The organism is Herbaspirillum sp. SJZ106, assembly GCF_006715495.1.
Lineage (GTDB): Bacteria > Pseudomonadota > Gammaproteobacteria > Burkholderiales > Burkholderiaceae_D > Herbaspirillum.
The window spans coordinates 22,382-44,001 of the sequence record NZ_VFNI01000002.1; the positions used below are offsets into that span (position 1 = coordinate 22,382).

Annotated in this window: 21 protein-coding genes; 13 read left to right on the plus strand and 8 right to left on the minus strand. The window is 65.4% G+C overall.

The window, feature by feature from the left end; translation table 11 throughout:
• Positions 1-23 precede the first annotated feature (23 nt).
• From FB598_RS05310 to FB598_RS05340, 7 genes are all read left to right on the plus strand, one after another.
• A complete protein-coding gene (locus FB598_RS05310) occupies positions 24-1,265 on the plus strand; it encodes a Bcr/CflA family multidrug efflux MFS transporter (protein WP_141914150.1) in 1,242 nt (413 codons plus the stop codon).
• A 441-nt stretch (positions 1,266-1,706) separates the two neighbouring features.
• Positions 1,707-2,579: an EamA family transporter RarD gene (rarD, locus tag FB598_RS05315; RefSeq protein ID WP_141914149.1), complete on the plus strand. Its 873-nt coding sequence runs from the start codon at positions 1,707-1,709 to the stop codon at positions 2,577-2,579.
• A 34-nt stretch (positions 2,580-2,613) separates the two neighbouring features.
• Positions 2,614-4,281: an energy-dependent translational throttle protein EttA gene (ettA, locus tag FB598_RS05320; RefSeq protein WP_141914148.1), complete on the plus strand. Its 1,668-nt coding sequence runs from the start codon at positions 2,614-2,616 to the stop codon at positions 4,279-4,281.
• A 305-nt stretch (positions 4,282-4,586) separates the two neighbouring features.
• A complete protein-coding gene (locus FB598_RS05325) occupies positions 4,587-4,865 on the plus strand; it encodes a hypothetical protein (RefSeq protein ID WP_141914147.1) in 279 nt (92 codons plus the stop codon).
• 266 nt (positions 4,866-5,131) lie between these two features.
• Entirely contained in the window at positions 5,132-6,046 is a 915-nt protein-coding gene (locus tag FB598_RS05330; RefSeq protein WP_141914146.1) for a bile acid:sodium symporter family protein, read from the plus strand.
• Positions 6,047-6,510: 464 nt separating this feature from the next.
• Entirely contained in the window at positions 6,511-7,797 is a 1,287-nt protein-coding gene (locus tag FB598_RS05335) for a branched-chain amino acid ABC transporter substrate-binding protein (protein WP_255463841.1), read from the plus strand.
• A gap of 10 nt (positions 7,798-7,807) precedes the next feature.
• Positions 7,808-8,407: a molybdopterin-dependent oxidoreductase gene (locus FB598_RS05340; RefSeq protein WP_141914144.1), complete on the plus strand. Its 600-nt coding sequence runs from the start codon at positions 7,808-7,810 to the stop codon at positions 8,405-8,407.
• Positions 8,408-8,425: 18 nt separating this feature from the next.
• Here the strand turns inward: FB598_RS05340 and FB598_RS05345 are convergent, their stop codons facing one another.
• On the minus strand, positions 8,426-10,060 hold the full coding sequence (locus tag FB598_RS05345) for an acyl-CoA synthetase (RefSeq protein WP_141914143.1): 1,635 nt from the start codon (positions 10,058-10,060) through the stop codon (positions 8,426-8,428).
• A gap of 181 nt (positions 10,061-10,241) precedes the next feature.
• On the opposite strand from FB598_RS05345, the gene FB598_RS05350 reads away from it, so the two are divergent.
• The 3 genes from FB598_RS05350 (at position 10,242) to hisC (ending at position 12,836) form a co-directional block, all read left to right on the plus strand.
• Positions 10,242-10,916: a Crp/Fnr family transcriptional regulator gene (locus FB598_RS05350; protein WP_141914142.1), complete on the plus strand. Its 675-nt coding sequence runs from the start codon at positions 10,242-10,244 to the stop codon at positions 10,914-10,916.
• A gap of 82 nt (positions 10,917-10,998) precedes the next feature.
• On the plus strand, positions 10,999-11,664 hold the full coding sequence (locus FB598_RS05355) for a hypothetical protein (RefSeq protein WP_141914141.1): 666 nt from the start codon (positions 10,999-11,001) through the stop codon (positions 11,662-11,664).
• Positions 11,665-11,759: 95 nt separating this feature from the next.
• On the plus strand, positions 11,760-12,836 hold the full coding sequence (hisC, locus tag FB598_RS05360; RefSeq protein WP_141914140.1) for a histidinol-phosphate transaminase: 1,077 nt from the start codon (positions 11,760-11,762) through the stop codon (positions 12,834-12,836).
• Between the two features lie 18 nt (positions 12,837-12,854).
• On the opposite strand, the gene FB598_RS05365 is transcribed toward hisC, so the two are convergent.
• The gene (locus FB598_RS05365; protein ID WP_141914139.1) at positions 12,855-14,066 is read right to left on the minus strand and encodes a YbfB/YjiJ family MFS transporter; all 1,212 of its coding nucleotides are present in this window, start codon (positions 14,064-14,066) and stop codon (positions 12,855-12,857) included.
• A gap of 92 nt (positions 14,067-14,158) precedes the next feature.
• Positions 14,159-14,776: an HD-GYP domain-containing protein gene (locus tag FB598_RS05370; RefSeq protein WP_141914138.1), complete on the minus strand. Its 618-nt coding sequence runs from the start codon at positions 14,774-14,776 to the stop codon at positions 14,159-14,161.
• A gap of 102 nt (positions 14,777-14,878) precedes the next feature.
• Between FB598_RS05370 and FB598_RS05375 the strand changes: the two genes are divergently transcribed.
• Together FB598_RS05375 and FB598_RS05380 are read left to right on the plus strand one after the other, a co-directional pair.
• Positions 14,879-16,036 carry an MFS transporter gene (locus FB598_RS05375; RefSeq protein ID WP_141914137.1) on the plus strand — a complete coding sequence of 386 codons (1,158 nt, stop codon included), beginning with the start codon at positions 14,879-14,881 and terminating at the stop codon, positions 16,034-16,036.
• A gap of 111 nt (positions 16,037-16,147) precedes the next feature.
• Positions 16,148-16,843, plus strand: coding sequence for an alpha/beta fold hydrolase (locus FB598_RS05380; protein WP_141914136.1), 696 nt, complete (start codon positions 16,148-16,150; stop codon positions 16,841-16,843).
• A gap of 129 nt (positions 16,844-16,972) precedes the next feature.
• On the opposite strand, the gene FB598_RS05385 is transcribed toward FB598_RS05380, so the two are convergent.
• Both FB598_RS05385 and FB598_RS05390 read right to left on the minus strand, forming a co-directional pair.
• Entirely contained in the window at positions 16,973-17,230 is a 258-nt protein-coding gene (locus FB598_RS05385) for a hypothetical protein (protein WP_141914135.1), read from the minus strand.
• A gap of 327 nt (positions 17,231-17,557) precedes the next feature.
• Positions 17,558-18,529, minus strand: coding sequence for a nitronate monooxygenase family protein (locus FB598_RS05390; RefSeq protein WP_141914134.1), 972 nt, complete (start codon positions 18,527-18,529; stop codon positions 17,558-17,560).
• Between the two features lie 294 nt (positions 18,530-18,823).
• On the opposite strand from FB598_RS05390, the gene FB598_RS20665 reads away from it, so the two are divergent.
• Positions 18,824-18,976 carry a hypothetical protein gene (locus tag FB598_RS20665; RefSeq protein ID WP_183405690.1) on the plus strand — a complete coding sequence of 51 codons (153 nt, stop codon included), beginning with the start codon at positions 18,824-18,826 and terminating at the stop codon, positions 18,974-18,976.
• Between the two features lie 166 nt (positions 18,977-19,142).
• Here FB598_RS20665 and FB598_RS05395 read toward each other — a convergent pair whose 3' ends face one another.
• The 3 genes from FB598_RS05395 to FB598_RS05405 all read right to left on the minus strand — a co-directional run bounded on the left by FB598_RS05395 (position 19,143) and on the right by FB598_RS05405 (position 21,616).
• Positions 19,143-20,051 (minus strand): hydroxymethylglutaryl-CoA lyase, encoded by a 909-nt coding sequence (locus FB598_RS05395; RefSeq protein WP_141914133.1) that lies wholly within the window; start codon positions 20,049-20,051, stop codon positions 19,143-19,145.
• A 47-nt stretch (positions 20,052-20,098) separates the two neighbouring features.
• Positions 20,099-20,614 (minus strand): YbaK/EbsC family protein, encoded by a 516-nt coding sequence (locus FB598_RS05400; RefSeq protein WP_141914132.1) that lies wholly within the window; start codon positions 20,612-20,614, stop codon positions 20,099-20,101.
• 72 nt (positions 20,615-20,686) lie between these two features.
• Complete coding sequence (locus tag FB598_RS05405; protein ID WP_141914131.1) at positions 20,687-21,616, minus strand: MBL fold metallo-hydrolase; 930 nt, start codon at positions 21,614-21,616, stop codon at positions 20,687-20,689.
• Between the last annotated feature and the right edge of the window lie 4 nt (positions 21,617-21,620).

A 21,620-nucleotide genomic window follows, 5' to 3' on the forward strand; every position in this document is an offset into this window, starting at 1 on the left:
GCAGGCCGTCCTACCGATTTCCCATGAGCATCAAAGAAACCTCGCAAGACACATCGCTCTCAACGGGCAAATTTCCCCCATGGCTGGCGGTGCTCGCGGCCCTCACCGCGATGGGCGCGCTGGCCATCGACATGTACTTGCCCAGTTTCACCGCCATTGCGCAAGACCTCAACGTCGGCACCAACCTGGTCCAGCTCACGCTGGCCACGTTCCTGGTCGGCCTGGCGCTGGGCCAGATGTTCTACGGCCCGCTGTCCGACCGCTTCGGCCGCAAGCCGCCGCTGTTCTTCGGCATCACGCTGTATTTCATCTGCTCGCTGCTGTGCATCTTCGCCCAAAACATCGAGACGCTGATCGTGCTGCGCTTCTTCCAGGGCCTGGGCGGCAGCGCCGGCATGGTGATCCCGCGCGCGATGGTGCGCGACCGCATGGGCGCCGAAGGTTCGGCCAAGGCCTTCTCGATGCTGATGCTGGTGTTCGGCCTGGCGCCCATCCTGGCGCCGTTCATCGGCGGCATCATGCTGGTGATGGCGAGCTGGCGCGGCATCTTCGTGGTGCTGACCATCTTCGGCCTGCTGTGCCTGGTCGGCACCCGCAAGTACCTGACCGAGACCGTCGACGTGCATCAGGCCGAGCCCTTGCACCTGGGGCGCACGCTGCGCCAGTACTGGGGGCTGCTGCGCCACAAGCAGTTCATGGCCTATGTGCTGTGCGGCGGCCTGGTGCAGGCCGGCATGTTCGCCTACATCGCCGGCGGCCCGTTCGTGATCATCGAGCTGCATGGCATCAAGCCGCAGTACTTCGGCTTCGTCTTCGCTTCCAACGCCATCGGCCTGATCGCCGCCTCGCAGGTCAATGCGCGGCTGGTGATGAAGCGTTCGGCCGAGCGCGTGCTGGGCCGCGTGCTGTGGCTGCCGGCCGGCCTGTCGCTGTTCGTGGCGCTGATGGTGGCGGCCGGCCAGGAAAGCCTGCCGCTGCTGCTGGTCGGCTTCTTCGGCTTTCTTACCTCCTACGGTTTCACCGGCCCCAACGCCACGGCCGTCGCCTTGAAGCACCAGGGCCGCCAGGCCGGCACCGCGGCGGCATTGATGGGGACGCTGCAATTCGGCATGGGCGTGCTGTCGGGCGTGGCGATGAGCTTGTGGCACGACGGCACGGCCCTGCCGCTGGTGACGGTGATGGCAGTATGCGGCATATCGGCGTTCCTGCTGTATCACCTGGTGGCCAAGCATGAGACTGCGGCGCCGGCGGTGGCGCCGCGATGACCTGAACCGATCCGGGGTTGAAGGGGTGAGCGCCGCTGGTGACAGCGGCGTTTTCTTTTGCGGGCGGCGGATACGCGCCGCGCCCGCGGCATTCCCAACTTGGCGCACGCCCTCCCCGGCGCGCACATTCTTGGCGCTGGATGGCCGGCATCCGCCGCATCGTTCCCCGCATTTTCCCGCGCCATGGTTCGCCGGCGTTTGGCTCGCTAATTGCTGATCCTGTTGTCGCGGTCTGACCAGTCAGGCCGGGCGTGGCGCACGAGGAGGATTGCGAAGTGGTGGCGCTGCGCGGGCGCATCGAGGTGCGCCTGCCGGCATCCGCGGCGGCGGATTGACCGGCGGCCAGCCGAAAAGGGCGAATCCTGCAATAATGTCGCCTCTCATCGGGCAGCTACGCCAACCATAACAAGGCCCGGTTTTTTTCCGATTTCCTGCGCCGCAATGCTCTACGCCATCTCCAGTTTCCTGCTGTGGGGACTGTTCCCGCTTTACTTCAAGATGCTCAAGGAGATTCCCTCCTTCGATATCGTCATCCATCGCCTGTTCTGGTCCTTCATATTCCTCACCGGGGTGCTGCTGTGGCGGCGCCAGTGGGCGTGGCTCAAGCGGGCCGCGCAACAACCGCGCGTGCTGCTCGGTTTCCTGTTGTCGGCGCTGCTGTTGTCGGGCAACTGGACCTTGTATGTGTGGGCGGTCAACGCCGGGCGCATCGTCGACACCAGCCTGGGCTACTTCATGAGCCCGCTGGTGAGCGTCTTGCTGGGCTACCTGCTCCTGAAGGAACGCATGCGGCCGCTGCAGTGGCTGGCAGTGGTCCTGGCGCTGGGGGTGGTACTGTGGCTGACCATCGCCAACGGCAGCCTGCCCTGGATCGGCCTGATCATCGCCGCCACCTTCGGGCTCTATGGCCTGCTGCGCAAGACCGCGCCGTTGGGCGCGCTGGAAGGCTTGTCGCTGGAGACGCTGATGATGCTGCCGCTGGTGCTGGTTTTTCTGGGCGTCGATACCTGGCGCGGCAGCAACAGTTTTCTCACCGCCTCGCCTGGCGCGCAGCTACTGCTGGCGCTGTCCGGGCCGGTGACCGCGGTGCCGCTGCTGTTGTTCGCCCAGGCAGCGCGCCGCATTCCATTGTCGTTGTTGGGTTTGTTGCAATACATCTCGCCCACCATCCAGTTGCTGACTGGCGTGCTGATCTACGGCGAGTCCTTCGCCGGCGATCGCGCGGTCGGTTTTAGCGTGATCTGGCTGGCGCTCGCGGTATACTCCGCCGAAGGCTTGTGGCGCTTCTGGCGCACCCGTGCGCAAACCGCCTAGCACATCCATCATTTCTTTCTTTGGCATCGTAAACATGGCTCAATACGTATTCACTATGAACCGCGTCGGCAAGATCGTGCCGCCGAAGCGGCAGATCCTGAAGGACATCTCGCTGTCCTTCTTCCCCGGCGCCAAGATCGGCGTGCTGGGCCTGAACGGCTCGGGCAAGTCGACCCTGCTCAAGATCATGGCCGGCATCGACCGCGAGATCGAAGGCGAGGCGATCCCGATGCCCAACCTCAACATCGGCTACCTGCCGCAGGAGCCGCAACTGGACGCCGACAAGACCGTGCGCCAGGAAGTGGAAAGCGCGCTGGGCGAGGTGTTCGAGGCGCAGGCCAAGCTGGACGCGGTGTATGCCGCCTATGCCGAGGAGAATGCCGACTTCGACGCGCTGGCCACCGAGCAGGCGCGCCTGGAGGCGATCATCGCCGCGGCCGACGGCAACAGCCTGAACCAGCAGCTGGAAATGGCCGCCGACGCGCTGCGCCTGCCGCCGTGGGATGCCAAGGTGGGCGTGCTGTCGGGCGGCGAAAAGCGCCGCGTGGCGCTGTGCAAGCTGCTGCTGTCCAAGCCCGACATGCTGCTGCTGGACGAGCCGACCAACCACCTGGACGCCGAATCGGTGGACTGGCTGGAGCAGTTCCTGCAGCGCTTCCCCGGCACCGTGGTGGCCATCACCCACGACCGCTACTTCCTCGACAACGCCGCCGAGTGGATCCTGGAACTGGACCGCGGCCACGGCATTCCGTGGAAAGGCAATTATTCATCCTGGCTGGAGCAGAAGGAAGCCCGCCTGAAGCAGGAAGAGGCCAGCGAATCGGCGCGCCAGAAAACCATCGCCAAGGAACTGGAATGGGTGCGCCAGAACCCCAAGGGCCGCCAGGCCAAGAGCAAGGCGCGCCTGGCGCGCTTCAACGAACTCTCCGAACACGAATACCAGAAGCGCAACGAGACCCAGGAAATCTTCATTCCCGTGGCCGAGCGCCTGGGCAATGAAGTCATCGAGTTCAAGAACGTCAGCAAGGGCTACGGCGACCGCCTCTTGATCGACAACCTGAACTTCAAGATCCCGGCCGGCGCCATCGTCGGCATCATCGGCCCCAACGGCGCCGGTAAGTCGACCCTGTTCCGCATGCTGGCCGGCCGCGAACAGCCCGACAGCGGCGAACTGGTGCTTGGCCCTACCGTCAAGATTTCGCTGGTGGACCAGTCGCGCGAGGATCTGGAAAACAAGAAGACCGTGTTCGAAGATGTCGCCGGCGGCGCCGATATCCTGACCGTGGGGCGTTTCGAAATGCCGTCGCGCGCCTATCTGGGGCGCTTCAACTTCAAGGGCGGCGACCAGCAGAAGATCGTCGGCAACCTGTCCGGCGGTGAACGCGGCCGCCTGCACCTGGCCAAGACCCTGCTGCAGGGCGGCAACGTGCTGCTGCTGGATGAACCGTCCAACGACCTTGACGTGGAAACCTTGCGGGCGCTGGAAGATGCCTTGCTGGAGTTTGCGGGGACCGTGCTGGTGATTTCCCACGATCGCTGGTTCCTGGACCGTATCGCTACCCACATCATTGCGTTTGAGGGCGATTCGCAGGTCAGCTTCTTTGATGGCAACTATCAGGAGTATGAGGCGGACAAGAAGAAGCGGTTGGGTGAGGAGGCTGCCAAGCCTAAGCGGATTCGCTATAAGCCTGTTACTCGCTGATTTTTTTGTTTTGCTTTGATGGAGACGCCGCTGATGTTTAGCGGCGTTTTTGTTTTTTGGGGGTAGTCTGGTCTTGCTGCGTGTTGGTGTACTGGCTTTATGCTTTTCTTTCTCCGGTCGGAGGGGAGCGCCGGGAGAGGCTGGTCAGAAGCGGACTTCGTGTCCGGCTCGCCTGCGGCTTCGGTGTTGGGGTTCGCGATTTTTCTTCGGTGTCCTTTCTCCAATGTAAAGAGTTGTAGGAACGCATGACGTCATCGCTGTGCCCCGCTAACATCGTCGAACATAAGAACACCGTGGGAGCGGCGATGAATCAGCGATATGGGATGGCGGCATCGTTGCTGCTGGCGGCGTGCGCTTCGTCCGGGCCAGTGACGCAGCTGGGCCAGGATACCTACATGCTCACCGCCAGCTCGCGCTGGCATGGCAACGATGGCGTGGCTATCCAGGGGTTGCAGCAGGCCGATGCCTATTGCAAGAACCTGGGCGGACGCATGCGGGTGGTTGGCAGCGAGCGTTCCGAGGGCGTGGTGTTTTTTTTGCCGCCCAAGGCGCTGATCACGTTCAAGTGCGACAAGGTTTCCTGAGAGTCGACGCCAGGCGCTTACTTCCGGCGCGTTGCGGTTTCGGCAGGCAATCGCCGGCGCCGGCAGGATTTTCCGCAGGCGGGTAAAATCCCGTCCTTGCGCCCACAAGGCGTGATAACGAGAAGAGGCCGCCGCCGCATCGGGTGCGAGCCGAACCTGCCTGTCTGTTGTCCGCGCAACCCGCGATCTTCCTATAACTAAACTAAACGCGCCTCCCATGTCTTTCACGAAAGACGGGGACAGTAATTACTCATCCGGATTCCATCATGCTCGCAACCATTACCCGCCTGTTTCCAGTGTGGGCGCTGCTGCTTTCGGCGGCAGCTTATTTCACTCCGCCGACCTTCACGCCGATCGGCAAATATGTCACCCAGTTGTTGACCCTGATCATGCTGACCATGGGCGTGACGCTGACGGTCGATGACTTCAAGCGCATCATCAAGCGCCCGGCGCCGGTGGCCGCCGGCATCGTGCTGCATTACCTGGTCATGCCGCTGGCGGCGTGGATCATCGCCAAGGCGCTGCGCATGCCGCCCGACCTCACCGCCGGCATGGTGCTGGTGGGCAGCGTCGCTTCCGGCACCGCTTCCAACGTGATGATCTATCTCTCGCGCGGCGATGTCGCGCTGTCGGTCACCATCTCCACGCTGTCGGCGCTGGTGTCGGTGTTCGCCACGCCGATGCTCACCGAACTGTATGTGGACGCGTCGATCCATTTCGACGCGCATGCGATGCTGATGTCCATCGTGCAGATCGTGGTGGTGCCGATCGTGGTCGGCCTGGTGCTCAACATCTTCGCCGGCGGCTTCATCCGCCGTATCGAACCTTACCTGTCGCTGGTGTCGATGGTGGCGATCCTGCTGATCATCGCGGCCGTGGTGGCGGGCAGCCAGGCCAGCATTACCTCGGTCGGGCTGGTGGTGCTGGCGGGCGTGATCCTGCATAACGGCCTGGGTTTGCTGGGCGGTTACTGGGGCGGGCGTTTGCTGGGTTTCGACGAGGCGATCTGCCGTACGCTGGCCATCGAGGTCGGCATGCAGAACTCCGGCCTGGCGGCGGCGCTGGGCAAGCTGTATTTCACGCCGGTGGCGGCGTTGCCGGGCGCATTGTTCTCGGTCTGGCATAACCTCTCGGGTTCGCTGCTGGCCGGCTACTGGCGCGGACGCCCTCCGCGCGACTGACGCAGTCGCGATGTGTTGCCGCCCATGCCATGGGCGGAGAAGGGCAAGAACGGGGCTGCGGCTCTCATGCCGTTCAGTTAAGCGCTGAACGGCATTTTTGTTTGTGCAGCCCAGACCCCGTTCGCCCTGAGTAGCTGCGCAGCAGCGTATCGAAGGGCAGGCAAGATCGGTAAGGTTGGCACGCTGATACGCTGGCTTCGATACGGCCCTGGCGGGCCTACTCAGCCCGAACGGGATAGGAGGGATGAGTGCTTCAGAATTAGCTTTAACGGAACGGTATTAGGGCTGCGGCTCCGTTTTTGTTTTCGGAAAGCAATATTATTTCGATCCACTTCGATATTTCCAAAATATTTTCCCTGGGCGTATTCTTGCCGTTACCCAGCAGCTACCTTTCTTGCTTTTTCAAGTCGGCCGCCAGCCTTGCGAACTGCCAGGCGCGCTGCCGGCAGGGTTTGGAGATGTGCATGTCCCGTGTTTATTGTTTTGCCCGACGTATCGCATTGGTTGTGCTCGCCTGCCTGTTGCCGCTGCCGGGCCTGGCCGCGCCGGATGCCGACGATCAGGCGCGGGTCGTGCTGGTCGGGTTTTCCGGTGCCTTGAGCGGGGTGTCGGAGACGTTCGGCAAAAGCATGGCCAACGCCGCCGACATGGCGCTGGGCGAGATCAATCGCCAGCAAATCAGGATCGGCAACCAGCGCGTCTTTTTCCGCCTGTTGCGCCAGGATGACCGCAACGATCCCGAGACCGCCGTGGCGGTCGCCAGGCAATTGCTGCAGGCCGGGGTGGTGGCGGTGATCGGCACGTCCAACTCCACCACCGCGCAAGCCGTTGCCAAGATCTATTCCGATGCCGGCGTGCCCATGCTCACCCCGGCGGCGAGCGCGTCGTCGCTGAGCGAACAGGGCAACGAGGGATTTTTCCGCATGGTCGGACGCGATGACCTTGCGGCCGCCAACCTGGTCGATTACGCGGCGCGGAGCATGGGGATCCGCCGTCTCGGGGTGGTGGATAACGAGTCCATGTTTGGCATCGGCCTGGCCACCAGCGTCACCGAGTATGCGCGCCAGGCGGGCATCACGGTGGTCGGGCGCGAACGCATCAGCTACACCAGCGACTTGCGGCAGATGATCCGCGAGATGAAGCGGCGCGGCGCCGAGGCCTTGTTCTTCGGCGGCTACAGCGCACAGGCGGTATTGCTGACCCAGCTGATCCAGCAGGAAGGCGGCGGCATGCGGCTCTTGCTGGCCTCCAGCGGCGTGGCCGGGGCCACTTACCTGATCGCCGCGCGCTCGGCGGCCAACGGCGTGGTGGCTATCGAGTCCGGCATGCCACCGCGGGACATGCCGGGCTGGCGGCGGTTCGAGGAGGAATACCACCAGCGCTTCGGCCTCAATATCTACGGCACGACGCCGTTTGCCTACGATGCCGTGCAGGTGCTGGTGGCGGCGATGCGCCAGGCCAACAGCACCAATCCGCGCACGCTCATCGACACGCTGCACAAGATCGTCTTCAAGGGATTGACGGGGACGGTGGCTTTTGAGCCCGACGGCGATCCGCGCATTCCCGTCTTCACGGTCTACCAGGGGCAGGGACAGCGCTGGGTTCCGTTGAAGACGTATGAGGGTTATCCGGCCGCCGCCGCCCCAATAGCGGCGGAAGCCGCGGAGACGCCCCTTGCCGGCCCTGACGGCGGCAAGCCCTACAATGCCGGCGCCGCGCCGGATAAGCCGGTTTCCGGGGCACGCCATTGAGAGGAGGAACATGAAGAAGAGGGATTTCCTGCGTACCGCCGCGTCGGCGCTGGCGACTGCGGCGGCCGTGCCGGCCATGGCCGCCGGCAGCAAGCCGGCGCCGTCCGGCCCGGTGCTGCTGACGGTCACCGGCGAGATTTCCGCGCCCAACCGCGGCCCCATCGATCCCGCGCTGGACCAGATGATGCACAAGCAGAAGCTGGAATTCGACAAGGCCCGCACCTTCGACTTCGCCGCGCTGGCGGCGCTGCCCGCGGTCGGCATCCGCCCCACGCTGGAATACGACGGCAAGCGCCATGCGCTGCGCGGCCCGCTGCTGGCCGATGTGATGCGCGCGGCCGGCGCCGATCCGGACGCCGAGGGCTATGTCTTGCGCGCCATCGACGGCTATGCCGTGATGGTGCCGCGCGAGGATGCCTTGAAGTACCGTTTCATCGTCGCCACCCATCTGGACGGCAAGCCGATGCCGCTGGGCGGGCTGGGGCCGCTGTGGGCGGTGTACGAGGCCGACCGTTTTCCCGAGATGGCCGCGCGCCCGGTGACGGAGCGCTTCGGCTTGTGCCCCTGGGGCATCTATCACATCGCCGTGCGCAAGCGCGCCAAGGGCTGAGCGCGGCGCGCCATCGCTTCAGACGTCGATGGCGCTGTCGGATTTCATGCGCTTGCGCAGTTCGAACTTCTGGATCTTGCCGGTGGAGGTCTTGGGCAACGGACCGAAGTAGACCGCCTTGGGCGCCTTGAAGCCGGCCAGGTGGCCCTTGCAGAAATCGATCAGGGTCTGCGCATCGACTTGCGCGCCATCCTTCAACTCGACGAAGGCGCATGGCGTCTCGCCCCATTTCTCGTCCGGCTGCGCCACCACCGCCGCGGCCAGCACCGCCGGATGGCGGTACAGCACATCCTCCACCTCGACGCTGGAAATGTTCTCGCCGCCGGAGATGATGATGTCCTTGCTGCGGTCCTTGATCTTGATGTAGCCGTCGGGGTTGACCACGCCGAGGTCGCCGGTATGGAACCAGCCGCCGGTGAAGGCTTCCTGCGTTGCCTTGTCGTTCTTCAGGTAACCCTTCATGCAGATGTTGCCGCGGAACATGATCTCGCCGATTTCCTCGCCGTCGGCCCGCACCGGTTGCATGGTGTCGGGAGAGCGCACGCTCACGCCCGCCTGCAGGTGGTAGCGCACGCCCTGGCGCGACTTCAGCACCGCGCGCTCGTCCACCGTCTTGCCGGCCCAGTCGTCCTGCTCGGCGCACACGGCCGCCGGCCCGTAGACTTCGGTCAGGCCATATACATGCGCCAGCTCGAACTGCATCGCCTCCATCTTCGCCAGCACCGCGGCCGGCGGCGGCGCTCCCGCCACCATGCCGCGCACCGGGCCGCGGATGCCGTCGCGCCATTCGGCCGGCGCGTTGGCCAGCGCGGCATGCACGATGGGTGCGGCGCAGTAGTGGCTGATGCTGTGCTCGCGGATCAGGTCGAATACCAGCTTCGGTTCGAACTTGCGCAGGCACACGTTCACGCCCGCGCGCGCGGCCACCGTCCAGGGGAAGCACCAGCCGTTGCAGTGGAACATGGGCAGCGTCCACAGGTAGACCGGATGCTTGGGCATGTCCCATTCGAGGATGTTGGAAATCGCATTGATGGCCGCGCCGCGATGGTGGTAGACCACGCCCTTGGGGTCGCCCGTGGTGCCCGAGGTGTAGTTCAGCGCGATCGCATCCCATTCGTCGGCCGGCAATTGCCAGGCAAAATATTCGTCGCCGCCGCCCAGCAGGGCCTCGTATTCGCAGTCGCCGAAAGCTTCTTCGGTGACCGGCCCCAGCGCGTCATGGACTTCCACGATCTCCAGCGCCGGCAACTGCGCCTTGAGCTGGCGCGCCATCCCGGCGAATTCGCTATCGACCAGCAATACTTTCGCTTCGCCGTGGCGCAGCATGAAGGCGATCGATTCGACGTCGAGCCGGATGTTGAGCGCATTCAACACCGCGCCCGCCATCGGCACGCCGAAGTGGGATTCCACCATGGCCGGCGTGTTGGGCAGCATCGCCGCCACCGTGTCGTTCTTGCCCACGCCGAGTTGCTGCAAGGCGCTGGCCAGGCGGCGCGTGCGGCGGTAGGTCTGGTCCCAGTTCTGGCGCAGCGTGCCGTGCGCGATGGCCAGGCGCTGCCCGTACACCTCGGCGGCGCGCGCGATGAAATCGATGGGCGTGAGTGCCGCGTAGTTGGCGGCGTTGCGGCCGAGGCCGGTGTCGAAATCTGCCATGGTGCCTGTCTCCTGATGGTGCGTTTGCATTATTCGTATGGCTGCCGTTCCGCATCTCGCAGATGGAGTGGGAACAAGGCCCTGTGAGCAGGGTAGCACCAATGGCGTGTGCGCTTTGTCATCAGGGCGACAGGGCGCTCGTGCGACAATCGGCGCATATCGACTGGCAACGGCATCGGGGATGGAGCAACAATTATCGCAGCACGACTGGTTCTGTGCGCTGTCCGGCGAACACCGCAGATTGGCGGCGGCGAGCGCCCAACTGGCGCGCTTTGCGGCCGACTCGTTTATCGCCCGGCGCGGCGAGGCTTCCAACTATTGGATCGGCGTGCAAGAGGGCCTGATCAAGCTCGCCGTCTACAGCGTGGACGGGCGCAGCAGCACGCTGTCGGGCGTCCCCGAAGGCGGCTGGTGCGGCGAGGGCAGCGTGATCAAGCGCGAGCCGCGCCGCTACGACGTGATCGCGGTGCGCGCCTCGCACATCATGCTGGTGCCGGCCGACACGTTCCACCGCCTGATGGCCGAAAGCCTGCCGTTCAACTCCTTCGTGATCCGCCAATTGAACGAACGCATGGGCCAGTTCATCGCCACCGTGCAGAACGAGCGCCTGCTCGGCGTCGACGCGCGCGTGGCCCTGGCCATCGCCCAGCTGTTCCACCCGATGCTGTATCCGCGCACCTCGCCGGTGCTGGAGCTGTCGCAGGAAGAGATCGGCCTGCTGACCGGCTTGTCGCGCCAGCGCGTCAACCAGGCCATGCGCACGCTGGCCGGACTGGGACTGGTGGAGATTTCCTACCAGAGCATCCGCGTGGTCGACCTCGACGGTTTGCGCGCCTTCGGCATGGCTTCGCTATGAGACGTATCATGGTCGCCGCAATGACAGTCTGCGGTTGCCCGCTCGCTTAACATCCATCATCGGTATTCCGTTTCCAACGCTCATGGCCATCGTCACCCACCATACTTTGCTGCTGCGCGAACTGCGCTTCGCCGCGCCTGCGCGCGTGAAAGTGTGGAAGGGCGCGGCCACGCTCAAGAGCGGCGGCGTCGCCATCGAGTTGCGCGCAGGGGAGAGCTTTACCGTGCCGCCTTTCGTGCGTTTCTCCTGCCTCGCGCATCCGCGCCTGGCGCCGGGCCAGGCGCGCCCGGCGGTGTGGTCGCTGGCGCTGGAGGCGCACGCCAGCCCGGAGATGGAACGCGCCGCCGACGCCAGCAAGCCGTGGACGCGCAAACTGGCCGCGGCCATCTTCGACGATCCCGCCGCCGACTGGCGTGCCGCGCGGGTGGCCGGCATGTGGCAAGTCACGCCGGCGCGTTTGCGCGCCTTCCTGTTTGCCGAAGGCGAATCCTTGCGGGCGCTGGTGCGCGAGCAGCGCGTGGCGAGGGTGCTGGCGCAACTGGCGCGCATGGACGGCGCCGGCGGCGGCTTCGCCGAAGCCGGGTTCGCTTCGGCGGCGGCCATGGCGCAGGCTTGCCAGGATGTCATCGGACTGCCGCCGGAGATCGCCCAGCGCGCCATTGCGCTGTTGAGCCCGGCGCCGCTGCAGCCGGCGCCCGAGCCGCTGGGCGATGCTTTGCGCCGCCCGCGCTACCGGCCCTATTTCTGAATGCTGCCGCGGCAGCTGTCGCCGGTAGCGCCAAGTTTGCTACCATCTGCGTTTCCTTTTCCATTCCCTGTTGCCCTTCGCGGGCCGATTTCCCCATGAGCAAGTTCTGGAGTCCCATCGTCAGCCGCCTGACGCCTTATACCCCGGGCGAACAGCCCAGGATCGCCAACCTGGTCAAGCTCAATACCAACGAGAATCCCTACGGGCCGTCGCCGCGCGCGCTCGAGGCGATCGCGCGCGAAGTGGGCGACAGCCTGCGCCTGTATCCCAACCCCGATGCCGAGCCGCTCAAGCTGGCCATCGCCCGCCGCCATGCCGCCGATGGCATCACCGCGCGCGAAGTCTTCGTCGGCAACGGCTCCGACGAAGTGCTGGCGCATGCCTTCCATGCGCTGCTCCAGCATGGCAAGCCGATCCTGTTCCCGGACATCACCTACAGTTTCTATCCGACCTACGCCGGCCTGTACCAGGTCCAATACCGGACGGTGCCGCTGGCCGACGATTTCACGCTGCGCGCCGACGACTATCTCGGCCACGGCGACGCCATCGGCGGCATCATCTTCCCCAATCCGAACGCCCCCACCGGCTGCCTGTTGCCGCTGGCCGAGGTCGAGCGCATCGTGCAGGGCAACCCGCAGCGCGTGGTAGTGGTGGACGAGGCCTATATCGATTTCGGCGGCGACAGCGCGATCCCGCTGGTGCAGCGTTATCCCAACCTGCTGGTGGTGCAGACGCTGTCCAAGTCGCGTTCGCTGGCCGGCATGCGGGTCGGTTTCGCCATCGGCCACGCCGACCTGGTCGATGCGCTGGAGCGGGTGAAGAACAGTTTCAATTCCTATCCGCTGGACCGCCCGGCGATCGCCGGCGCCACCGCCGCCATCGAGGATGAGGAATATTTCAGGAAGACCTGCGACATGGTCATCGCCAGCCGCGAGAAGCTGGTCGCCTCGCTGGCGCAGCTCGGTTTCGAGGTGCTGCCATCGGCCGCCAACTTCGTGTTCGCGCGCCATCCGCAGCACGACGCGGCCAAACTGGCGGCCGCCCTGCGCGGCGACGGCATCATCGTGCGCCACTTCGGCAGCGCGCGCATCAGCCAGTTCCTGCGCATCACCATCGGTACCGACGAGGCTTGCGGCACGCTGGTGCAGGCGTTGCAGCGCCACCTTTCCTGAAGAGAGGGCCAGTCGGCGTTACTTTTCCAGCGGGCGCTGCCGCCATGCGACCAGCGCGCCCGCCAGCAGCGTCAGCGCCGAGAACACCAGCCCGCGTTGCAATCCGCCCGCGCCATCGGCGATCCAGCCGACGATGGTGGGGCCGACGATCTGCCCTGCGGCGAAGATGATGGTGAAGGCGCTGATGCCGGCCGGCCAGTCGGCCTGCGGCAGGTTGTGCCGCACCATCGCCGTGGTGGAGGCCACCGCCGACAGGAAGCAGGCGCCGAACAGGATGCCCGAGGCGAACACCGCCGCCGCCTGGCTGGTGAGTGCCGGGATCAGCGTGGCCACGCACAGCAGCGTGTTGAGGATGGCCAGCGACTGGCCGCCGCGAAAGCGGTCCAGCATGCGCGCCCAGATGCGCGACGAGGCGAAGGTGGCCACGCCCAGCAGCGTGAAGAACAGCGTGATGCGCTGCGGCGCCATGCCTTGCTCCTTGAGCAGCGCGATGACGAAGGTCATGTAGCCGATATAGCCGAGCCCGAAAAACAAATATCCAGCCAGGCCGAAGATCAGGCTGCGCGGCTTGAAGCTGCCGCTTGCCGACGCCTGCGCGGCCGGCGCCGGGATATGGCGCGCCGGCAGCGACATGAATATGCTGGCCGCCAGCGCCAGCGCGCCCAGCAGCAGCCAGGCCCATTGCCAGGGATGCGCCGCGCCGTGTTCGGCGGCCGCTTGCATGACCGCCGGCACCGTCAGCGAGGCCACGGCGATGCCGATGCCGGTGCCGCCGTAATACAGTCCCAGCAGCAATCCCGCGCGTTGTGGGTGCAATGCCGCCAGGCGGCTGACCAGCAAGCCGCCGGCGACGAAGAGGAAGGCGCTGGTGATGCCGGTGGCCACGCGCAGCGCGAGTTGCGCGGCAGTGTCGGTGACGAAGCCGGGGACGAAGGTCAGCAATGCGGTAGCCAAGGCGCCGCCGATCAGCACGCGAGGCGCCATGTAGCGCCGCATCAGCCATGGCGTAATCAGTGCGCCCAGCAGATAGCCCAGCGCGTTGCCGGTATTCATGCCGCCGGCGACCAGGTAGGGCCAGCCGAGGTCGGCGCGCATCGGCGCCAGCAGCAGCGCATAGGAAAAGCGCGCCACGCCCAGGGCGATGGCGGTGCCCAGCGACAAGGCCAGCGCGGTCAGGATGGGATGGCGCAGGATGCAATCGCGCGGGGCGGGATCGGTGGTGGCGGACATGGGCTGGCGTCTCCGAAGCCTGGGGCCTCATTTTATGTGCGCCAAGTGTAGCCCAAATGGGGCCGGCGCCGCTTGGCCGGTCCCGGTACCGCTTAGGCGGCCGCGCTTCGGTTCCCGGCGGCGTCTTGCGCCAAGACGCGCAGGCAGGCGTCCACCACGCGCGGGTCGAGGCGCGTCCCGCTCAGGCGGCGGATCTCGTCGAGCGCTGCCGCCATGCCCAGCGATTTGCGGTAAGGGCGGTCGGCCGAGATCGACTCGACGATGTCGGATACCGTCAGGATGCGCGACTCCAGCGGGATCGATTCGGCCGTGACGCCGCGCGGATAGCCGCTGCCGTCGAGATATTCATGATGGCACCAGACGATCTCGGCCAGGTTGAAGGGAAAGCCGATCTTGCTGAGGATGTCGTAGCCGGCCTGCACATGCGTCTTGAGCAGCGCGTATTGCTCGTCGGTGATGCGGCCGGGTTGGGTCAGCAGCGCCAGCGGTATCCTGGCCTTGCCGATGTCATGCACTTGCGCCGCCATGCGCAAGACGTCGATGCGTTCGCGCGGCAGGCCGAGCTGTGTCGCGATTTTCACGCACAGCGTCGCGGTGCAGTCTTCGTGGCTCGGGGTATAGCCATCGGTAAACCGGTGCATGGCCACCAGCGCATCGATGATTTCCTGGTAGATCGGATTTTGGTGCGGGTTTGAGTCTGAGTCTGGCATGCGATTCCTGCGATATCGCAGCGCGCCGGCCGGGAGCGGATGCCCCGGATGTCGGATAATAGCGGCTGCAATCCCGAAGCAGTTTACCTTCACGATGTATCAATGACAATCAAGCTTTCCACTTCACGCGCGGGCCTGCCGACCATCCGCAGCCGCCAGATCGCCATTTTGCTGTTCTTCCTGTTGCTGGGCATGGTGTATGCCAGTTGGGCCGCGCGCATCCCGTCCATCCGCGACATCCTGCAGCTCGACGCCGCCACGCTGTCGCTGGTGCTGCTGTGCGGCGGCATCGGCGCGGTGGGTTCGTTCCCGCTGGCGGCCTGGCTGACCGGCCATTACGGCGCGCGCCACAGCACGCTGTATGCGGGGCTGGCGCTGCTGCTCTCGTTGCCGCTGCTGGCGCTGGCGCCCGGCCTGTGGACGCTGATGGCCGCCAGTGCGCTGTATGGCGCCGCCTCCAGTTGCTTCGACGTGGCCATCAATGCGCTGGGCGCGCAGGCCGAGAAGGAGGCCGCTCGTCCCATCATGTCCATGCTGCATGGCTGGTTCTGCGTGGGTACCTTCACCGGCGCGCTGGTCGCCAGCGCCCTGGCGGGCATGGGCATTACGCCGGTCTGGCATTTCCTGCTGGTGTCGGCGCTGTTCCTGGCGCCGCTGTGCATGGCCTACAACGCGCTGCCGGACGACCGTCCCGAGCACGATCCGCACCGCAAGATCTTTGCCATCCCGCACGGCCATCTGGTGGTGCTGGGCGTGATCGGTTTTTGCGGCGCCATCGTCGAAGGCTCGATCGCCGACTGGAGCGGCATCTACATGAAGGATCACATCCATGCCAGCGACGGCGGCGCTCCGTTGGCCTATGCGGGCTTCGCCGGCATGATGCTGGTCATGCGCATGGTGGGCGACCGCCTGAAGGAGCGCTACAACGCGCGCCGCGTGGTGGCCGTTGGCACGCTGGCCGCCGCATTCGGCATGGGCATCGCGGTGATGGCTGAGGGCATGGCGCCCGCCGTCCTCGGATTCGCCATCGCCGGCGCCGGCGTGGCGGCGGTGTTCCCGTTCGTCTTCAGCGCCGCCGGCCGGCATGGTTCGACGGCGCTGGCGGCGGTGGCCACGCTGGGCTACAGCGGTAGCCTGATCGGTCCGCCCGCGGTCGGTTTCCTGGCGCATGGCTGGGGCTTGCCGGCAGCCCTGGCGCTGATCGGCGCGCTGTGCCTGGCCATTGCCGTGTGCAGCAGCCGCGCGCAGTGGCTGGAATAGGGCGCAGGCTCCTGGCGACTGCCCAGGCAAGATAGCGAAAAGAAATAAAATGGCGGTTTTGCCGATGCCCGGCGTCAGCGCCGCATCGTTCATGCAATAAGGGGAAACATCATGCGCAACCTGGTTCTGTTGCCAGGCTTCATGCTTAACCGGCACCTGTGGGACGACATGCAGGGCGACCTCGCCACGCTGGGCACGCTCACCTTCGGCGACCTGGGCCAGGAGGTCGGCATCCAGGCCATGGCCGACGCGGTACTGAGCCAGGCGCCGGAGAAATTCATCCTGTTCGGATTTTCGATGGGCGGCTTCGTGGCCCAGGCGATCGCGCTCAAGGCGCCGCAGCGGGTGCTTGGCCTGGCGCTGCTCAATACCTCGTCACGTCCGCAGACCGCGCAGGAGTCGGCCGCCACCAAGGCGCAACTGGAGATCGCCCAGCGCACGCCGTTCAAGGGCCTGACGTCGCGGGCACTGGCTTCGTCGCTGCATCCCGCGCGCAGTGCCGAGCGCGCGCTGCTCGACCGTTTGCAGGCGATGGCGCTGTCCAATGGCAAAGAGGTGTTCCTGCGCCAGCTGCAGACGCTGCGCGACAGCAATGCCGAACAACTGCAGCAACTGCGCTGCCCGGTGCTGGTGGTGGCCAGCGACCAGGACAAGTTGCGCACGGTGGAAGAATCGGAAGAGATGGTGCGGCAGATCCCCCAGGCGCGTTTTGAGATCGTGGCCGATTGCGGCCACATGACGCCGATGGAAAAGCCGCATGAATTGTTCGCCCTGATCCAGGACTGGATCGCGCAATCGGGCCTGTGAGGCGGGGGCGGGCGCCGCGCCCGGCGGCAAGCAAAGCGAAAGGCAGCCGGACGATCGCCGGCTGCCTTTCTTTTTCCGGCGCAGGCGGGAAAAGCCTGCCTGGAGCCGCCGGGCGTTTCCGGCAGCGCCTTACTTCTTGCGCGGCGCGTCGGCGGCCACGCGTCCGGGAGCCTTGTTCATTTCATCCAGGCCGCCGCTGCCGCGCAGGTCGGTATCGACCTTGCCTTCGCGGATATCGTCGTAGGCCTGGCGAATCTCCGGCCGTTCCACCTTGCGGCCGCTGTCTGCCGGATCCTGGCGGTCGAAGCTCTGGTCATGCTCATGCGGCAGTCGCGGCTTGTCGTGTTTGGGATGACGGTCTTTTCTGGTTCTGAGAAAGCTGGTCATGTTGTCCTCGCGTCAAATGTTGGACTTTCTTCCATCGTTGCGGATTACCGTGGCGGAGATTGCGGCAATGGCGCCGCGCGCAAAAAGATGGAAGCGAACTGATACGACCGGTTGCCCAGGAAGAAGTGCCGGACGTTACAAATTGAGCGGAAAGTAAGGGCGTTGTCCGACGGACAATTCGGACAAGCGGAGGAGGGATGGGGCAGGTGGCGGCGGGCGGGAAGCCGTTTGGAGCTCCGTACCTGCCGCTGCGTTCAATCGCGGCGAGGCGGTTCGGTCTGGCGCATGCGCTGCCGCGGCAGCCAGGCCGCACCGGGCGATATCGCCTTACAGCGCCAGGCGCGCCCGCGCCGCCCGGTATTCGGCTTCAAGGCGGTCGGCCATTTCGGCCACCGAAGGGATGTCGTCCATCAGGCCCACGCCCTGGCCGGCGCCCCAGATGTCGCGCCATGCCTTGGCCTTGCTGCTGCCGCCAGAACCGAAATTCATCTTGGTCTTGTCCGCTTCCGGCAGGTTGTCCGGGTCGAGCCCGGCGTTGACGATGGATTTTTTCAGGTAATTGCCGTGCACGCCGGTAAACAGGTTGGTGTATACCACATCGGCGGCGGTCGATTCCACGATGGCCTGGCGGTAAGCCTCGTCGACGTTGGACTCCTTGGTTGCCAGCCAGCGCGAGCCGATGTAGGCGAAGTCCGCTCCCATGGCCTGCGCTCCCAGCACGGCGTCGCCGGTGGCGATGGCGCCCGACAGCACCAGCGGCCCCTTGAACATCTTGCGCACCTCGCCCACCAGCGCAAACGGCGATAGCGGGCCGGCATGGCCGCCGGCGCCGGCCGCCACCAGGATCAGGCCATCCACGCCGGCTTCCAGCGCCTTCTCGGCGTGGCGAATGGAAATCACGTCGTGCAGCACGATGCCGCCGTAGCTGTGCACCGCATCCAGCATCTCCCGGGGCGGCGCGCGCAGGCTGGAGATGATGATCGGCACCTGGTGCCGCACGCAGACCTCGACGTCATGCGCCAGGCGGTCGTTGGACTGGTGCACGATCTGGTTGACCGCGATCGGCCCGACCTTGCGTTGCGGATGTTGCTCTTGCCACTCGGCCAGCTCGGCCTGCAGCTGGGTCAGCCACACATCCAGCTGTTCGGCCGGCCGGGCGTTGAGGGCAGGGAAGGCGCCCACCAGCCCGGCCTTGCACTGGGCCGCCACCAGGGCCGGGCCGCTGGCGATGAACATGGGCGAGCAGATGATGGGCAGGCGCAGATCTTGCAAGGCTTTCGGGTAAGCAGGCTGGGGCATGGCTGTCTCTCGGTTGTCGTTATGGAAAGGCGCTGGTCCTGAATTTGTTCGACGATTATAGGTGAAAATATTACGATCGTGCTTTTTGTTGCGCGGACGTGAATTTCATCCGGAAATTGCTAAATAATTTCCAGGATCGGCCGGCCTGCGTGTTATGTTTTTTTCGTACCTGCCGTAATGCATGTATGGATGGGCCGCGCCGGGGCGCGTGCCCCCGGTGTCCGGAGCGTTTCCGGCACGGATGGCAGGATCCATCGTTGTCATGCAATCGCACGATCCGTTGTGGGGAAAGTCATGGAAACCTTCGAGTTCGCCAATATCGCCATCGTTGCCGCATTGGGCGGCGGGCTGGTTCTGTGTGCGGTGCTGCACCACCGCTTCCTGAAAAAGGCCGTCGTCACCGCCGACAAGCGGCACGTGCGCGGCCTGCGCCGATACCGCCAGTGACCGCCCGTGACCGCCTTGCCGCGCCGGCCGATGTATCGCGGCTTGCCTTGCCGGCTGGCCGGGCTGGCGTTTTGCCGGCGGTCATCAAAATGTTTCGCTGAACCGAGGCCTTCCAAAGAAAACGCCGGGATTGCCCCGGCGTTTTTGTTTGGCGCATGCGAAGCGTTCAGGCCGCGCGCTTGGCCGCGATGGCATTGCCGGCGCGGCTGACCGATTTGCGGCCCAGGTGCTGCGAAATGAACTGGCCGGCGTCGACCACCGCATTGAGGTCGACGCCGGTGTCGATGCCCAGCCCCTGCATCATGTACAACACGTCTTCCGACGCCACGTTGCCGGTCGCGCCCTTGGCATAGGGGCAGCCGCCCAGGCCCGCCACCGACGAATGGTAGATGGTGATGCCGGCCTGCAGGCTGGCGTAGATGTTGGCCAGCGCCTGGCCGTAGGTGTCGTGGAAGTGGCCGGACAGGCCCTCGATATGGAATTCGCGGATCGCCGTTTCCATCACCGGCCGCACCTTGTCGGGCGTGGCCACGCCGATGGTGTCGGCGATGTCGATCTCGTCGCAGCCCAGTTCGCGGAAGCGGCGCACCACATCGGCCACCGCGTCCAGCGGCACCTCGCCCTGGTAAGGGCAACCGAAGGCGCAACTGACGGCCGCGCGCAGGCGCTTGCGGTGCTGCTTGGCGGCCGTGGCGACTTCGCGGAAGCGCTCGATCGATTCGGCGATCGAGCAGTTGATGTTCTTTTGCGAAAACGCCTCGGACGCCGCGCCGAAGATCACCACTTCATCCACGCCGGCTTCCAGCGCCGCCTCGAAGCCCTTCATGTTGGGCACCAGCGCCGAATACACCACGCCGGGTTTGCGCGTGATGCCATGCATCACTTCGCTGGAGGTCGCCATCTGCGGCACCCACTTGGGCGAGACGAACGAGGCCGCCTCGACATTGGGAAAACCGGCCGCGGTGAGCCGGTTCACCAGCTCGATCTTCACCTCGGCGGAGATGGTTTCCTTCTCGTTCTGCAAGCCGTCGCGCGGGCCGACTTCGACGATTTTTACTTTTTTCGGCAGGCTCATGTTGCGTGTCTCCTCTTGTCTCTTGTATGGCCGGCGATGCGGTGGCATCAGGCGGCGTTGGGTACGGGATCCAGCTTGACGTCGGCGACCAGGCCGCCGGTCATCTTTTCCAGCTGGGCGGCGGTCAGGTTGAACACCGCGTGCGGATGGCCGGCCGCCGCCCACACGCTGGGATAAAGGAACAGGTCGCGGTCGATCAGCATCACCGGCTTGACCACATGGCCGACCGGGCATACGCCGCCGATCGCATAGCCGGTGCTGTCGCGCACGAACCTGGCGTCGGCCTTGCCCAGGGGGCCTACCAGCGCGGTCACCTTGGCTTCGTCGACGCGGTTGCTGCCGCTGGCGATCACCAGCACCGGCGCATCGTCGGTCACGCGCCGGAAGATGATCGACTTGGCGATTTCCGACACGCTGCAGCCCAGGCCGGCGGCGGCTTCGGCCGAGGTGCGGCCGGTCGCCGGCAGCATCACCACCGGTTTGTCATGCCCGAGTTGGGCCAGCAGGTCGGAAACGCGTTGGGCGGAAGAGGGCAGGGCGGCGGTATCGGCGGTCTGGGTCATGGCATGGCGGGGAATGAAAACTGATCCGACATGATAGCAGCGGCGCGCATGTCCGTTTGGGCAGCCATCGGTTCAGGCATCCAGCAAAAACATGCCGTCGTTGCGCGCCGCGCCCGCGCGTTCCAGTTGCGCGGCAACCCAGTGCGCCAGCGCATCGTCGTCCATGTGCATGAAGCGTTCATTGGCGATGCGCAGCAAGGGGATTTCGCACATCATCGCCGGCAGGTCGGCCAGTGCGATGCGCTGCCGCTCCAGCAACAGGAACTTCACCAGCACCTTGATGCCGTTCTGGGCATTGCGCAGCGGATCGGCTTGCAGGTAATCGAGGCGGGAGAAGGCCTTCTCCAGCGCATCGTCCACCTCTGAAAAAGGCGCGCCATGCCCGGGAATGACCAGCTTCACCTCCAGCGTGCGGATCAGCTCCAGCGTGGCGCGCGCTTCGGCAAAACCCGATTCGCCGTCCAGCTCGGGAAAGATGATGCCGAAGCCGTTGCGCCACAAGGCGTCGGCCGAGATCAAAATGCCTTCCGGCGCGCAGTAGAAAACCAGCGAATGCGGATCGTGGCCAGGCGCCGCCAGCGCCTGCCAGTCGAGGTCGCCCAGGCGCAGCATATCGCCGGCGCGCACCGTATCGTTGAAACCGAAGCGCGCGCAGCGCTGGCCGGTGGCGCGGTAGCTCAGCGCATCCTCATCCCAGGCGCCGACCTTTTGCGCCTCTGCCGCCGGGATGGCGGTGCGGCAGCCATAAGCGGCCTGCAAGGCGGCATTGCCGCCGCAATGGTCGGAATGCAGGTGGGTGTTGAGCAGCAGGTCGAGCTTGTCGCGCCCGCGCTGGCGCAGCACGTGGCGCACCAGCGCCAGCGTCTGTTCCGCATGCGAGACATAGCCGCTGTCGATCAGCGCCACCTCGTCCCGCCCGAACAGCAGCACATTGTTGGACGACAGCCAGCCGCGCTCCAGCACATGGATCGACGGCGGCACATGCAGGGCCGGTGCGTTCATTGCC

Coding starts and splice junctions, on each gene's coding strand:
- FB598_RS05365 (WP_141914139.1), bottom strand. CDS start 14,066: ATGTCCGCCACCACCGATCCCGCCCCGCGCGATTGCATCCTGCGCCAT.
- FB598_RS05330 (WP_141914146.1), top strand. CDS start 5,132: ATGCTCGCAACCATTACCCGCCTGTTTCCAGTGTGGGCGCTGCTGCTT.
- FB598_RS05385 (WP_141914135.1), bottom strand. CDS start 17,230: ATGACCAGCTTTCTCAGAACCAGAAAAGACCGTCATCCCAAACACGAC.
- FB598_RS05325 (WP_141914147.1), top strand. CDS start 4,587: ATGAATCAGCGATATGGGATGGCGGCATCGTTGCTGCTGGCGGCGTGC.
- FB598_RS05335 (WP_255463841.1), top strand. CDS start 6,511: ATGTCCCGTGTTTATTGTTTTGCCCGACGTATCGCATTGGTTGTGCTC.
- FB598_RS05370 (WP_141914138.1), bottom strand. CDS start 14,776: ATGCCAGACTCAGACTCAAACCCGCACCAAAATCCGATCTACCAGGAA.
- FB598_RS05400 (WP_141914132.1), bottom strand. CDS start 20,614: ATGACCCAGACCGCCGATACCGCCGCCCTGCCCTCTTCCGCCCAACGC.
- FB598_RS05395 (WP_141914133.1), bottom strand. CDS start 20,051: ATGAGCCTGCCGAAAAAAGTAAAAATCGTCGAAGTCGGCCCGCGCGAC.
- FB598_RS05350 (WP_141914142.1), top strand. CDS start 10,242: ATGGAGCAACAATTATCGCAGCACGACTGGTTCTGTGCGCTGTCCGGC.
- ettA (WP_141914148.1), top strand. CDS start 2,614: ATGGCTCAATACGTATTCACTATGAACCGCGTCGGCAAGATCGTGCCG.
- rarD (WP_141914149.1), top strand. CDS start 1,707: ATGCTCTACGCCATCTCCAGTTTCCTGCTGTGGGGACTGTTCCCGCTT.
- FB598_RS05310 (WP_141914150.1), top strand. CDS start 24: ATGAGCATCAAAGAAACCTCGCAAGACACATCGCTCTCAACGGGCAAA.
- FB598_RS05375 (WP_141914137.1), top strand. CDS start 14,879: ATGACAATCAAGCTTTCCACTTCACGCGCGGGCCTGCCGACCATCCGC.
- FB598_RS05340 (WP_141914144.1), top strand. CDS start 7,808: ATGAAGAAGAGGGATTTCCTGCGTACCGCCGCGTCGGCGCTGGCGACT.
- FB598_RS05355 (WP_141914141.1), top strand. CDS start 10,999: ATGGCCATCGTCACCCACCATACTTTGCTGCTGCGCGAACTGCGCTTC.
- FB598_RS05345 (WP_141914143.1), bottom strand. CDS start 10,060: ATGGCAGATTTCGACACCGGCCTCGGCCGCAACGCCGCCAACTACGCG.
- FB598_RS05380 (WP_141914136.1), top strand. CDS start 16,148: ATGCGCAACCTGGTTCTGTTGCCAGGCTTCATGCTTAACCGGCACCTG.
- FB598_RS05390 (WP_141914134.1), bottom strand. CDS start 18,529: ATGCCCCAGCCTGCTTACCCGAAAGCCTTGCAAGATCTGCGCCTGCCC.
- FB598_RS05405 (WP_141914131.1), bottom strand. CDS start 21,616: ATGAACGCACCGGCCCTGCATGTGCCGCCGTCGATCCATGTGCTGGAG.
- hisC (WP_141914140.1), top strand. CDS start 11,760: ATGAGCAAGTTCTGGAGTCCCATCGTCAGCCGCCTGACGCCTTATACC.
- FB598_RS20665 (WP_183405690.1), top strand. CDS start 18,824: ATGGAAACCTTCGAGTTCGCCAATATCGCCATCGTTGCCGCATTGGGC.